Annotated in this window: 12 protein-coding genes; 7 read left to right on the forward strand and 5 right to left on the reverse strand. The window is 39.4% G+C overall.

What is annotated here, in order from left to right; translation table 11 throughout:
- Nucleotides 1–21: 21 nt before the first annotated feature.
- On the reverse strand, nt 22–1,032 hold the full coding sequence (locus ABWO12_RS00810; protein ID WP_353086369.1) for a serine hydrolase: 1,011 nt from the start codon (nt 1,030–1,032) through the stop codon (nt 22–24).
- A 212-nt stretch (nt 1,033–1,244) separates the two neighbouring features.
- Here ABWO12_RS00810 and porX point away from each other — a divergent pair, with 212 nt between their 5' ends.
- Genes porX through ABWO12_RS00830 form a run of 4 tightly spaced genes read left to right on the forward strand, consistent with a single transcriptional unit; the run spans nt 1,245 to nt 4,883 of the window.
- Nucleotides 1,245–2,798 (forward strand): T9SS response regulator signal transducer PorX, encoded by a 1,554-nt coding sequence (gene porX / locus ABWO12_RS00815; protein ID WP_353086370.1) that lies wholly within the window; start codon nt 1,245–1,247, stop codon nt 2,796–2,798.
- Nucleotides 2,799–2,801: 3 nt separating this feature from the next.
- Complete coding sequence (tsaE, locus tag ABWO12_RS00820; RefSeq protein ID WP_353086372.1) at nt 2,802–3,215, forward strand: tRNA (adenosine(37)-N6)-threonylcarbamoyltransferase complex ATPase subunit type 1 TsaE; 414 nt, start codon at nt 2,802–2,804, stop codon at nt 3,213–3,215.
- A gap of 34 nt (nt 3,216–3,249) precedes the next feature.
- Nucleotides 3,250–4,443: an alanine dehydrogenase gene (locus ABWO12_RS00825; protein WP_353086374.1), complete on the forward strand. Its 1,194-nt coding sequence runs from the start codon at nt 3,250–3,252 to the stop codon at nt 4,441–4,443.
- Nucleotides 4,444–4,487: 44 nt separating this feature from the next.
- Entirely contained in the window at nt 4,488–4,883 is a 396-nt protein-coding gene (locus ABWO12_RS00830) for a DUF4258 domain-containing protein (protein WP_353086376.1), read from the forward strand.
- 29 nt (nt 4,884–4,912) lie between these two features.
- Here the strand turns inward: ABWO12_RS00830 and capA are convergent, their stop codons facing one another.
- Together capA and ABWO12_RS00840 are read right to left on the reverse strand one after the other, a co-directional pair.
- Nucleotides 4,913–5,953 carry a cysteate synthase gene (gene capA, locus ABWO12_RS00835; protein ID WP_073362158.1) on the reverse strand — a complete coding sequence of 347 codons (1,041 nt, stop codon included), beginning with the start codon at nt 5,951–5,953 and terminating at the stop codon, nt 4,913–4,915.
- A gap of 82 nt (nt 5,954–6,035) precedes the next feature.
- On the reverse strand, nt 6,036–8,093 hold the full coding sequence (locus ABWO12_RS00840) for a S9 family peptidase (RefSeq protein ID WP_353086378.1): 2,058 nt from the start codon (nt 8,091–8,093) through the stop codon (nt 6,036–6,038).
- 127 nt (nt 8,094–8,220) lie between these two features.
- On the opposite strand from ABWO12_RS00840, the gene ABWO12_RS00845 reads away from it, so the two are divergent.
- Both ABWO12_RS00845 and ABWO12_RS00850 read left to right on the forward strand, forming a co-directional pair.
- Nucleotides 8,221–8,544 (forward strand): YbaB/EbfC family nucleoid-associated protein, encoded by a 324-nt coding sequence (locus tag ABWO12_RS00845; RefSeq protein WP_353086380.1) that lies wholly within the window; start codon nt 8,221–8,223, stop codon nt 8,542–8,544.
- A 1-nt stretch (nt 8,545) separates the two neighbouring features.
- Nucleotides 8,546–9,280, forward strand: coding sequence for a sulfite exporter TauE/SafE family protein (locus tag ABWO12_RS00850; RefSeq protein WP_353086382.1), 735 nt, complete (start codon nt 8,546–8,548; stop codon nt 9,278–9,280).
- Here the strand turns inward: ABWO12_RS00850 and ABWO12_RS00855 are convergent.
- The gene (locus ABWO12_RS00855) at nt 9,270–10,295 is read right to left on the reverse strand and encodes a threonine aldolase family protein (RefSeq protein WP_353086383.1); all 1,026 of its coding nucleotides are present in this window, start codon (nt 10,293–10,295) and stop codon (nt 9,270–9,272) included. The genes ABWO12_RS00850 and ABWO12_RS00855 overlap by 11 nt on opposite strands.
- A 48-nt stretch (nt 10,296–10,343) precedes the next feature.
- On the opposite strand from ABWO12_RS00855, the gene prfB reads away from it, so the two are divergent.
- Nucleotides 10,344–11,439, forward strand: a protein-coding gene (gene prfB, locus ABWO12_RS00860; RefSeq protein ID WP_353086385.1) for a peptide chain release factor 2 whose coding sequence is annotated in 2 segments (ribosomal slippage) — nt 10,344–10,406 and nt 10,408–11,439 — 1,095 coding nt in all. Because the reading frame shifts where the segments join, the coding sequence is not laid out codon by codon here.
- 44 nt (nt 11,440–11,483) lie between these two features.
- Here the strand turns inward: prfB and ABWO12_RS00865 are convergent.
- Entirely contained in the window at nt 11,484–12,719 is a 1,236-nt protein-coding gene (locus tag ABWO12_RS00865) for a porin (protein ID WP_353086386.1), read from the reverse strand.
- Nucleotides 12,720–12,748 lie beyond the last annotated feature (29 nt).

Raw genomic sequence — 12,748 nt, forward strand, 5'->3', positions numbered from 1 at the left:
TCAATAAATTACACCTATCAATTACAGTGCTTGTGGTGATTGTCCCTCAAGATTGCGATAAACAGCCGCTGAAATTTGTTTCAAAACCTCAGGCAACGTTTTAAAATCATTACCTTTAGTCATAATGGTGAGTAAGTAAGCCTTATTTTGGGTATAAACGACCACGGTTTCATGCAACTGTTTTTCCATTGCATCGCCTGCTTCACCAAATTTGTGAAAAAAATCAATGTTGGAAGGAATTCCCTCCAAAATACCTTGCTTAAATTTGGATTTACTCAATAAAGAAGCAGCGTATTCAGAGTCTTTAATCGTGAGATAGGAGGCATTATACAAAGCTCTCATAAACAAGGAAACTTCGTAGGAAGAGATAAAATAATCTGTAGCATTCCAATCAGGGGCAGCCAACCCTAAATCGGTAAAAACATTTTTAAATATTTCTACATCGATGTTCTCATTCAAAAGATAGGTGGCATTATTGTCGGAATAAACAATCATGTAATACAACAATTCTCGTATCGAATAGGATTGACCAAACTCAATCGATTTGGAGGTAAATAAAGGCTTTTTGTCGGCTTTATATATTTTGTTGAAAAGAATTTTTTTGTCCAATATTCCAGGATTTTTTTCATTCATCTTCAAAAAAGCTATCAACTCGGGAACTTTCAAAAGCGAACCGGGCTTATACTTTTCTTCTAAATTGATTCCCATCCAATCATTGGTATTGTAATCTTTAAGATACACGGAAGCAGACTTAATTACATTCTTTTGTTGAAAGGCTTGAATGATATTTTGAACCTCTGCCTTCATCGAAGCCAAGTCCGACGATTCATCTTGATCGACATACAACAAAGGCTTAACATAACGATATCCTTCCAATCGTTTTACTTGTAAGGTGTTCGCTACATTGGTCGAAGTTTTACTTGTTTTTTCATTAAAAAAATGTTGGGTGATAAAATAAGTGGCTATAACTGAGATAAATACTAAAACAGAAACGTATTTAAAGTTTATTTTAAAGTTTAAGATTCGGATCATTTTCTAATTTTAATTCTAATATCCCAAAAATAGTGTATTAATTATAAAAAAACAATAAAATTATAAGTCAAAATTGTTGATTTCTCAATAAAAGGGAAGTTTCTAATTTTAAAGGAGTTAGCCTAATCGAATTTAAATTCACTCTATTTTTTATACAATTTTTACGAGTTTTATCGTTTTAGGAATAGTAACTTGCACCAAAATAAGACCAGATGAATTCGATTAAAATACTTTGGGTTGATGACGAAATCGATTTGCTTAAACCCCATATCCTCTTTCTTGAACAAAAAAACTACCATGTAACGACTTGTAACAACGGTCGGGATGCCTTGGATGTTTTTAACGATGAAAATTTTGATGTAGTTTTTTTAGATGAAAATATGCCCGGATTATCGGGATTGGAAGTACTTTCTGAAATGAAAGAAAAAAAATCATCCACCCCAATCATCATGATTACCAAGAGCGAAGAGGAATTTATCATGGAAGAAGCCATTGGTTCCAAAATCGCTGATTACCTTATAAAGCCCGTCAATCCCAATCAGATTCTTTTGAGTTTGAAGAAAAATTTGGACCATTCGCGACTTATTTCTGAGAAAACAACCCTAGACTATCAAAAAGAATTCCGCAAAATCGCCATGGATATGGGAATGGCGCGTTCATATTCCGATTGGGTTGAAGTCTATAAAAAGTTATTGTTTTGGGAATTGGAGTTGGAACATACCGAAGATTCCAATTTAATCAACATCCTAGAATCGCAAAAACAAGAAGCCAATTTTCAATTTGGAAAATTTATCGAACGAAATTACGAAGATTGGTTTGATCCCAAAGCAGAAAAACCAGTGCTTTCGCATACCGTGTTCAGAGAATGGGTGGTACCCGAATTGGTAAAAAAGGAGAAGCCGATTCTATTTATAGTCGTCGATAATATGCGTTACGACCAATGGAAAGCAATGGAATCTTCGGTGAACACGTATTATAAAGTCGAAAAAGAACTCCCCTATTTCGCCATGTTACCCACAGCAACACAATATGCACGTAATGCATTGTTCTCGGGACTTTTACCTTCTGAAATGGAAAAACAGTTTCCTCAGTATTGGAAAAATGACACCGATGAAGGAGGGAAAAATAATTTTGAAGCCGAATTTTTAACCGCCCATTTGAAACGCTTAGGGTTAAACATAAAGCACGATTACTTTAAGATTACAAATTTTCAAACTGGGAAAAAATTAGCCGAAAATTTCCGTGGCTTAAAAGACAATCAATTGGTAGCAGTTGTCTACAATTTTGTGGATATGTTGTCGCATGCCAAAACTGAAATGGAAGTAGTCAAAGAACTCGCCTCCGACGATAAAGCATACCGTTCACTCACCTTGAGTTGGTTTAAAAATTCTCCTCTTTTGGAGATCATTCAACAAGCCCAAAAGTTAGGTTTTAAACTCATTATCACCACCGACCATGGGACCATCAATGTGAAAAATCCATCAAAAGTCATAGGCGATAAAAACACTAGTCTCAACTTACGTTACAAAACCGGAAGAAGTCTCACCTTCGAAGATAAAGATGTCTACGTTGTCAAAGACCCAAAAAAAGTAGGATTACCCGCGATTAATATGAGTAGCTCATTTATTTTTGCGAAAAACGACTTATTTTTGGCCTATGTCAATAACTATAATCATTATGTGAGTTATTACCGAAATACATACCAACACGGCGGTATTTCGCTGGAAGAAATGATTATACCCTTTATTGTTTTAAATCCGAGATAACCTATGGAAATTCTTTTTTCATTGGATGAAATTACTCAAGTGGCTCAAAAAATACTCCGCGAAAATCCTGCGAAGGTTATCGTGTTTAATGGCCCAATGGGAGCTGGTAAAACTACTCTTATCAAGGTATTGTCACATGCGTTAGGCGTTAATGAGGCCACCAGCAGTCCCTCTTTTTCCCTAGTCAATGAATACGAAAATCAACAAGGAGAGAAGATTTATCATTTTGATATGTATCGCTTAAAATCGGAAAGAGAAGCGTTCGACTTTGGGATTGAAGATTACTTGTATTCAGGACATTGGTGTTTTATCGAATGGGCTGAAAAAATCCCCAACCTTTTGCCCGATCAGTATGCTCGAGTTGACATGAGCGTACTCCACGATGGAAAAAGAAAATTGGCATTGCAGGTCTCATAGATTTTTTATACTTTAGAAGAAAATATAGTACGGTATGCCACTGACCCCTTTCAGTCCGGAACAATTAATTCCACAAGAAGAAAAATTAGAAATTGCCCGCCATAAATCGGAATTGTTTATCGGAATTCCTAAAGAGACAAGTTACCAAGAGCGTCGTATCTGTCTCACCCCTGACGCGGTTAATTCACTTACTTCCCACGGACATCGCGTGATGATGGAGGCTGGCGCGGGTTTAAGTTCAAGTTACACCGACAACGAATACCGTGATGCAGGCGCAGAAATCACCAACGACACCCAAAAAGTGTTTAGTTGTCCTATGCTCTTAAAGGTCGAACCGCCTACCATGGCTGAGATTGAAATGATGCAGTCGGGAACGATTCTAATTTCAGCCTTGCAAATTAAAACGCGAAAGAAAGAGTACTTTGAGGCCTTGTCCAAGAAAAAAATAACCGCCTTAGCGTTTGAATATATCAAAGATGAAGACGGTTCGTATCCCGCAGTAAAATCGTTAAGTGAAATAGCAGGCACGGCTTCGATACTTATTGCAGCCGAATTAATGATCAACAATAGCTTTGGGAAAGGACTATTGTTTGGAAATATCAATGGTGTCCCCCCTACCGATGTCGTAATTATTGGCGCGGGAACGGTAGGCGAATTTGCGGCTCGAACCGCAATTGGATTAGGTGCCAATGTCAAAGTGTTTGATAATTCGATTACCAAATTACGTCGTTTACAAAACAACCTTAGTCAGCGGGTTTTTACCTCCACTATCGAACCCAAAGCATTGCAAAAAGCGCTACGCCGCTGTGATGTGGCCATTGGAGCAATGCGGGGAAAAGATCGTTGTCCAGTTGTTGTCACCGAAGGCATGGTCGACTTGATGAAAAAAGGGGCTGTTATCGTAGATGTAAGTATCGATACAGGAGGCTGTTTTGAAAGCTCAGAGATAACTACCCATGAAAAGCCAACATTCATTAAAAATGACGTTATCCATTATTGTGTTCCCAATATTCCGTCGCGGTATTCCAAAACGGCCTCCCTTTCCATCAGTAATATCATTATGCCTTATTTGTTGCAAATCGCAGAAGATGGCGGGATGGAAAATTCATTGCGATTGAGTAAAGGATTGAAAAATGGGGTTTATTATTATCATGGAATTTTAACAAACAAATCCATTGGAGATTGGTTTCATTTGCCCGATAGCGACATTAATTTAATTGTATTTTAATAACGAAACGGCACGAGATTCTTTACTTTTGCAAAAATTATGCTATGAAATTTTATCAACGCCTCGCCTATTATAGTTTTGGAGTTTTTCTTGGAGCTATTTTTGTCGCTTTCGTCTTAACAGGCAAAGATACCCGTTGTAGTTATTTTCCCAACGAACGCGTTCTCAATAACATTCGAACAAAACCTTTAAAATATAGCCTAGAAGCTTCACGGAAACTCGCCGAAGACTGGATTGATACCATTGACATCAAAAATACGTTAACCTACGGCGATGTAGATTTTGATAAAAGCAATGTAAAATACGAGGATGGTAAATTGTATTGGATTGAAGGCTACACGACGCTAAGGGATACCATTCAGTTGAAAATTGTCATTTATGAATCCCGAGCGGTTTTGGAAGACATTATTCGTTTGAAATCTAAAAAGAATGTACCATAAAAAAATCCGGTTTTTAAGCCGGATTTTGTTTACTTTATAAATTCAATTTTTTGAACCTCTTCTGCATTGACACTGTCAAAGAATCCTTGTTCACTCATCCACTCGTCACTGAATACCTTACTCATGTAGCGTGAACCGTGATCTGGGAAAACAATAACCACATTGCTTTCAGCAGTAAACTCGCCTTCTTCAGCAAATTGTTTTACCGCTTGAAAGGCAGCACCACTCGTATAACCCACAAACAAGCCTTCTTTTTTTGCAATTTCTCGTGCTGTATGTGCACTTTCTTCATCACTTACTTTCATGAATTTATCAATTACATCAAAGTCTGTGGCTGTAGGAATCAAATTTTTACCCAAACCTTCAATACGATACGGATAAATCTCCGCAGTATCGAATTCCTTTGTTTCGTGGTATTTTTTTAATACAGAGCCAAAGGCATCAACTCCTAAAATACGTATCGCAGGATTTTTCTCTTTTAAGAAACGTGCTGTACCCGATATCGTACCTCCTGTTCCACTACAAGCTACCAAGTGCGTTATTTGTCCCCCCGTTTGCTCCCATATCTCAGGTCCTGTCGTATTGTAATGAGCATCAACATTTAAATCGTTGAAATACTGATTGATATAAACGGAACCCTTTGTCTCTTCGTGTAAACGTTTGGCTACAGAATAATACGATCGCTCATCGTCAGCAGATACGTGTGCGGGACAAACATAGACTTTAGCGCCCATGGAACGCAACATATCAATCTTATCCTTTGAGGATTTGGAACTTACCGCCAAGATGCAATCATATCCTTTGATGATGCTCACCATGGCTAAACTGAAGCCCGTATTTCCCGAAGTAGTTTCAATAATAGTATCGCCTGGTTTAAGTATTCCACGACGTTCGGCTTCTTCAATAATGTATAAGGCAATTCGGTCTTTGGTAGAATGCCCTGGATTAAATGCTTCAACCTTAGCAAAAAAATTTCCTGAAAGATGCTCAGCAATTCTATTGAGTCGAATAATCGGTGTATTCCCTATTAATTCGAGTACATTATTGTAGGCTTTTATTGTTTCTTTCATAAAAAACAGATTAGCGTCAGGGGATTCGATTAACGAACTTGGAAAGCCCCCTAACCTTGCAAATTTAGTAAATTATTTTAAACTAACTTTTAATTTTTTCTAAATCCAATAAAAAGGTGAACTCTTTAGCCACCTCTTTTAGCGCCTCAAATCGGCCCGAAGCACCTCCGTGCCCAGTCTCCATATTAGTGTCCAAAAACAACTGATTGTTATCGGTTTTCAACTCCCTTAATTTCGCAACCCATTTGGCGGGTTCCCAATATTGTACTTGTGAATCATGCAATCCGGTTGAAATGTACATATGTGGATAATCCTGCGCACGAACATTGTCATAAGGCGAATACGACAACATATAATCGTAATAAACTTTGTCATTAGGATTGCCCCATTCGTCATATTCTCCGGTTGTCAAGGGAATCGTGTCGTCCAACATCGTGGTAACTACATCCACAAAAGGCACTTGAACAATGATACCGTGAAATAAATCGGGTCGTATATTGGCCACAGCTCCAACCAACAAACCACCCGCCGATCCGCCTTCAGCATACAAATGCGAGGCACTGGTATACCCTTCTTGGATTAAAAATTCTGCACAATTGATGAAATCGGTAAACGTATTTCGTTTCTCCAATAACTTCCCTGTTTCATACCAACGACGGCCCAAATCCTCTCCCCCACGCACATGCGCCATAGCATAGACAAACCCGCGGTCTAAAAGACTCAACCGAGTGGTAGAAAAATAAGGCTCTAGCGTTACGCCATACGATCCATAACCGTAAAGTAATAGTGGATTGGATTGGTTTTTTTGAAGTCCTTTTTTGTATACCAGAGAAATGGGCACTTGAACACCATCGGCTGTAATGGCCCAAATACGCTCTTCAATATAGTTATTCTTATCAAAATTTCCACCTAACACTTCTTGCTCCTTCAAAATGCGTTGTTCGCGAGTGACCATATTAAATTCAATCACCGATGCGGGAGTCGCCAACGATTGATAGGCATACCGAAGCCAAGGTGTATCAAAATCAACATTAGTCGTTGTGTATGCCGTGTAGGTCTCTGAGGCAAACGGAAGGTATTCATCCATGGTACCATCCCAACGTATTATTCGCAGGGCATTTAATCCGTTGTACCGCTCAGACACCACCAAAAACTCACTAAAAATATCAATGCCTTCCAACAAAACATCTTCCCGATGTGGCACTACTTCCGTCCAATGCGACATTGCGGTGTGGTCGACATCGGTTTTCATCAATTTAAAATTGGTCGCCTCGTCTTTATTGGTAAGAATATAAAAATGGGAACCGTAATGCGATACCGAATACTCTAATCCCCGAACGCGCGGTTGAAAAAGTTGGAAATCTATTGAGGGTTGTGTTGCTTTTATAAAGCGATACTCTGAAGTAAGCGTGCTCTCGGAGGCAATCATGATGTATTCGCGTGACTTGGACTTGAATACCGAAACGTCAAACGTGGCATCGGCTTCAAAATACACCTTAACGTCATTTCTTGGATCAGTTCCTAATACATGCCGATAAATACTATCTGAACGCAATGTTTTAGGGTCTTTTCGACTGTAAAACAAGTACTTTCCATCCGCTGACCAAACCGCGCCACCAGTAGTATTTTCAATAGTATACGGTAAAATTTCACCGGTTTCAAGATTTTTTATTTGAATGCTATACTGACGACGGGAAACCGTATCAACTCCAAACGAAACCCAACCATTATCATCACTGATAGATAATCCTGTTAAATGAAAATAAGAATGCCCTTTTGCCATTTCGTTACCATCAAAAAGTAGACATTCTGGTGCTTCCATACTTCCCTTTCGTCGGGTGTAAATTGGATAATCACCCCCTTTTTCAAAACGCGTTATGTAGTAATACCCATTATAAAAATAAGGAACCGAACTGTCGTCTTCTTTGATGCGACTTTTCATTTCCACAAACAAAGCCTCTTGTAACTCTTTGGTAGAAGCTGTTGTTGCTTTGTAATACGCATTTTCTTCTTCCAAATAGGCAATGACTTCCAGATTTTCACGGTCATTCAACCAAAAATAATCATCAATACGTTCGTGATCGTGGTGAATAAGACGATGGGGATTTTTTTTCGCTTTAGGCGTTTGAAAAGTAGACATAGATACTAAACTATTTTTTGCAAAGATACACCTCGAATACGGGCGGTGTTGCATGAAAAACTTAAATTTTCAACCAATTCTTCAACAAGATTATTATGTACATTTGTGTAAAATAAACTAGAGAAATATGTTTGGTGATTTAATGGGAATGATGGGAAAATTACAAGAAACCCAGCAAAAAATAGAAGAAACAAAGCAACGCTTAACTACCGTTTACATTGATGAAAAAAGTAGTGATGGGCTGCTAGAAGTGACTTGCACTGCCAACCGAACCATTCGCTTCCTAACGATCGATGAAGCACTTTTGCAAGACAAAGAAATGTTGGAAGATTACTTAATTACAGTAATCAATAAAGCTATCGAGCGGGCAGGTCAAATTCAGGAAGCCGAATTAGCAGCTGTTGCCAAAGAGGGACTTCCGAACATTCCGGGAATGAATTTATTCCGATAGTATGCGTTGGGACATTGGTTTTTTGTTTCTCACCTTACTTGCAGAAATTGTGGGCACTGTGGGAGGCTTCGGCTCTTCGGTTTTCTTTGTCCCTATTGCTAATTTTTATTTTGACTTTCACCATGTGTTGGGACTCACAGCTGTTTTACACCTAGCGAGCAACGTGACCAAAATTGCGCTCTTCAGAAAAGGGTTCAATCGGCAACTTTTACTCACCATGGGGATTCCTTCGGTGGTATTTGTTTTACTAGGAGGCCTCCTTACGCCTTACATATCGTCTCAAATTTTGGAACTAATTCTAGGAATATTCCTGACTATTTTCAGTTTGTTTTTCATTCGTAAGCCCCAAAGAGCGCTGTTACCAACTACGAAAAATGCTGTTCTAGGTGGGGTACTTTCGGGATTTTCAGCGGGATTAATGGGAACCGGCGGTGCCATTCGCGGGTTGACGATGGCAGCATTTAATCTTGAAAAAAATGTATTTATTGCTACTTCTGCCGCTATTGATTTACTCATTGATGCCTCACGCACGGTAATTTATGCAAAAAACGGGTATGTAACCCAAGACATTATCTATGCGATTCCCGTTTTAATTGGGATTAGCCTTCTCGGTTCGGGTATTGGGAAATGGATATTGCGCTATGTAGACCAAAATCGCTTTAAACAAATTACGTTGTTTTTGATTCTAGGTATTGGACTACTGACTTTAGGAAAAATAATTTTTGCTAAAATATGAGTTTTCCCAAATGCTCCATCACATAGCTATGCATCACCTGCTTATAGTCCAAATGGGTCACCATTCGCAATTTTCCCGGACCCATTGAACTGATATGGATATTTTTCTGTTTGAGTTTGTCAATCACCCATTGCTCATCCAACGTGGGACGAACAGAGAAAATAATTATATTAGTTTCAATAGGTTCCACTTTGGCAACCCAAGGTAATGTGGCCAACAAAGCACCAAGTTCTTGCGCGCGTTTGTGGTCTTCTTCCAATCGCAAAATATGATTTTGTAGGGCATACATGCCGGCCGCAGCTAAGTATCCTGCTTGACGCATTCCACCACCAAAAATTTTACGAATACGAAGCGCTCTTTTCATATCGGCCTTGGTTCCCAGCAACAAGGACCCTACTGGTGCACCTAAACCTTTTGACAAACAGACCGAGATAGTATCAAATAACTCCCCAAATTGTTTGGGATGTTGTTTCTTGGCCACCAAAGCATTCCAAAGACGTGCCCCATCCAAATGGTATTTCAAGTTATGCTCAACACAAACTTGCTTAATCCGCTTTAATTCAAGCACTTCATAACAAGCTCCACCACCTTTATTGGTTGTGTTTTCGATACTTACTAACGCTGTTTTTGGCGCGTGATAAAATTCGGGGTCATTGATAGAAGCGCTAACTTGCTCGGCTGTAATCATACCGCGGGTTCCGTCGACAAGACAGCAAGAAACCCCACTATTAAAGGAAGCTCCTCCGCCCTCGTAATGATAAATGTGTGAATACTTATCGCAAATGACTTGGTCACCAGGCTGGGTATGCAACTTAATTGCTGTTTGATTGGCCATGGTGCCACTCGGAAAAAACAAAGCCGCTTCCATACCAAACAGATGGGCTACCGCTTCCTCCAATTCATTAACTGAAGGATCTTGTTTATAGACATCATCCCCTACTTTGGCCCGAAACATAAATTGCAACATTTCTTGGGTGGGTTTGGTAACGGTATCGCTGACTAAATTAATTTCCATATCCGACAACAATGCTTTACTTTTGCGGCTACAAAACTACATTAATTTATGACAAATACCGAACAAATCAAAGGTATTGTAGAACGTCTTGGTGCGTTGAGGAGGTATCTTTGACATTGATGCCAAATTGATCGAAATTTCCAATGAGGAAGAGAAAACTTTTGCACCCGACTTTTGGAACAATGCCAAACAAGCCGAAATAATTGTACGCAATTTGCGCTCCAAGAAAAAGTGGGTCGAAGATTTTACCAAAGCTGAAAATTATGCGGAGGAACTTCAAATCACGTATGAATTCTTCAAAGAAGGCGATGCTAGCGAGGAAGAATTAGATACGCAGTATGCTTTGACGTTACATCAAATTGAAGACTTAGAATTTCGAAATATGCTTTCGGATGAAGGGGATTCAATGAGTGCTGTGTTGCAAATTACCGCGGGCGCTGGTGGTACAGAAAGTTGTGACTGGGCTTCATTGTTAATGCGTATGTACTTGATGTGGGGAGAAAAGCAAGGATATAAAATCAAAGAGCTGAACTTTCAAGAAGGCGATGTCGCAGGGATAAAAACAGTTACCCTTGAATTTGAAGGCGACTTTGCATTTGGATATTTAAAAGGTGAAAACGGGGTACATCGATTGGTGCGTATTTCCCCTTTTGATAGTAACGCCAAGCGCCATACCTCATTTGCCTCAGTGTATGTATATCCTTTGGTTGACGATACGATTGAGATTGCCATTAGTCCCGCTGATATTGAAATTACAACTGCACGATCTAGTGGGGCTGGAGGACAAAATGTCAATAAAGTGGAGACCAAAGTTCAATTACTTCACAAACCTACAGGAATCCAAATTCAGTGTTCTGAGACGCGTTCACAGCACGACAACCGGGAACGTGCTATGCAAATGTTACGTTCGCAATTGTACGAAATCGAGTTGAAAAAACGCATGGAACAGCGGGCCGATATTGAAGCGGGAAAAATGAAAATCGAGTGGGGTTCACAAATTCGTAATTATGTGATGCATCCCTACAAACTGGTAAAAGATGTTCGCACTGGGCAAGAAACAAGTGATGTCGATGCCGTGATGAATGGAGAAATCGATGCGTTCTTAAAAGCGTATTTGATGATGATGGGACAAAAAGAATCGTAACGAAATAACGGTCTAGAAATAGGCCGTTTTTTTTTAAAATAAAACTATATCCCCATTTCGATTTGAAATCGAACATACCAATTGTTTTGCTCACTGCCTTGTGAAAACTGAAGGCGGTCGTAGGTAACTTCAGCTTGAATTTTGAAGGCATGTTCCCAAACATACTTTGTGAGACCTAACGTGTATTCTTGCGTATCGGGTGCTAAATTTACGATATCAGCACCGACTTTTTGGGTCGAATAACGGGCAATAAACTCGTAATTCGACGGGGTTAGATAACTGCATTGGTAATCAAATCCACTGCCAACATACACAAAACGCGTTTGGGTGGGATCGAGCGGATTAACAGTAATAGCATTTCGCTTTGTAGATCGCGACATATATGTTGCCATCGCCGCAAATCCTTTGTATTTAAACATACCGTCAAGTAAAACCGACTTTAACGTTCGCGCTTGAAACAAATCGTCACCGAGTTGCCCTTGAGTGCGTTGGGCCTTATTATTTTGCTGAAAGGCGGCAGAGAAAAAGAGTTTGGGTTTAGCTTCCCGAATTAAATCCCCTTCAAAATAGACGCCATCTTTGGCAAACGCCCCCAGCGGCATCAACTCGACTTTACCGGTTAACGCCAATCCACTATCGGGTCCGTTGGTTGTATTTCGCCCTTCCCCTGTTGACAAAGCCCCCTTTAAATTATAGGAAAACTGATTACTTCGTTGTTTTAAATGATGGACTTGAAATCCGAAATCACGGTCAATATTAAAACGCGCATTATTGATGGATCGATCGGTAAGCTGCAATGCCCCCGAGGAATTAATACGTTGCCGATTCCCGGGTAATTTGGTTTGTCCGAAACTAAAATTCCATTGCGGATTGGGACGATAGGTAATCACAGCATCCCGAATTATATTATAATTATCCCCTTCTCGAATTTCACCTGTATCACCAGGGGCAAATGATAATTGTATGACATATAAAAATTTTGGACTTCCCACAAAACCATCAAAACGAAGACGTAAACGACGAATTTGCCAATCATAGCCCCCTTCTTCAAACTCATTTTTAACAAAGGTCGAACGATTTTGAATCCGGAAACGCAAATTCATTTGAAATAAACTATCGGGTGCTGTTAGCCCCAATCCTTTACCAAAACTATAATACGGCAGTGTGGATAACTTCAGGTCGTTATCACTCTTATTTTTTTCCAAAGCGGGTTGGGCCCAACCATTGGCAAAAATTAAAATAAAAAGAAGAAAAAAATACGATCTGAATTGCATTCCCATAAAATAATCTATTGGCGTACAAGTTAGAA

The sequence above is a fragment of the Flavobacterium sp. genome (assembly GCF_040379285.1).
Classification (GTDB): domain Bacteria; phylum Bacteroidota; class Bacteroidia; order Flavobacteriales; family Flavobacteriaceae; genus Flavobacterium.

Coding starts and splice junctions, on each gene's coding strand:
- ABWO12_RS00810 (WP_353086369.1), bottom strand. CDS start 1,032: ATGATCCGAATCTTAAACTTTAAAATAAACTTTAAATACGTTTCTGTT.
- porX (WP_353086370.1), top strand. CDS start 1,245: ATGAATTCGATTAAAATACTTTGGGTTGATGACGAAATCGATTTGCTT.
- tsaE (WP_353086372.1), top strand. CDS start 2,802: ATGGAAATTCTTTTTTCATTGGATGAAATTACTCAAGTGGCTCAAAAA.
- ABWO12_RS00825 (WP_353086374.1), top strand. CDS start 3,250: ATGCCACTGACCCCTTTCAGTCCGGAACAATTAATTCCACAAGAAGAA.
- ABWO12_RS00830 (WP_353086376.1), top strand. CDS start 4,488: ATGAAATTTTATCAACGCCTCGCCTATTATAGTTTTGGAGTTTTTCTT.
- capA (WP_073362158.1), bottom strand. CDS start 5,953: ATGAAAGAAACAATAAAAGCCTACAATAATGTACTCGAATTAATAGGG.
- ABWO12_RS00840 (WP_353086378.1), bottom strand. CDS start 8,093: ATGTCTACTTTTCAAACGCCTAAAGCGAAAAAAAATCCCCATCGTCTT.
- ABWO12_RS00845 (WP_353086380.1), top strand. CDS start 8,221: ATGTTTGGTGATTTAATGGGAATGATGGGAAAATTACAAGAAACCCAG.
- ABWO12_RS00850 (WP_353086382.1), top strand. CDS start 8,546: ATGCGTTGGGACATTGGTTTTTTGTTTCTCACCTTACTTGCAGAAATT.
- ABWO12_RS00855 (WP_353086383.1), bottom strand. CDS start 10,295: ATGGAAATTAATTTAGTCAGCGATACCGTTACCAAACCCACCCAAGAA.
- ABWO12_RS00865 (WP_353086386.1), bottom strand. CDS start 12,719: ATGGGAATGCAATTCAGATCGTATTTTTTTCTTCTTTTTATTTTAATT.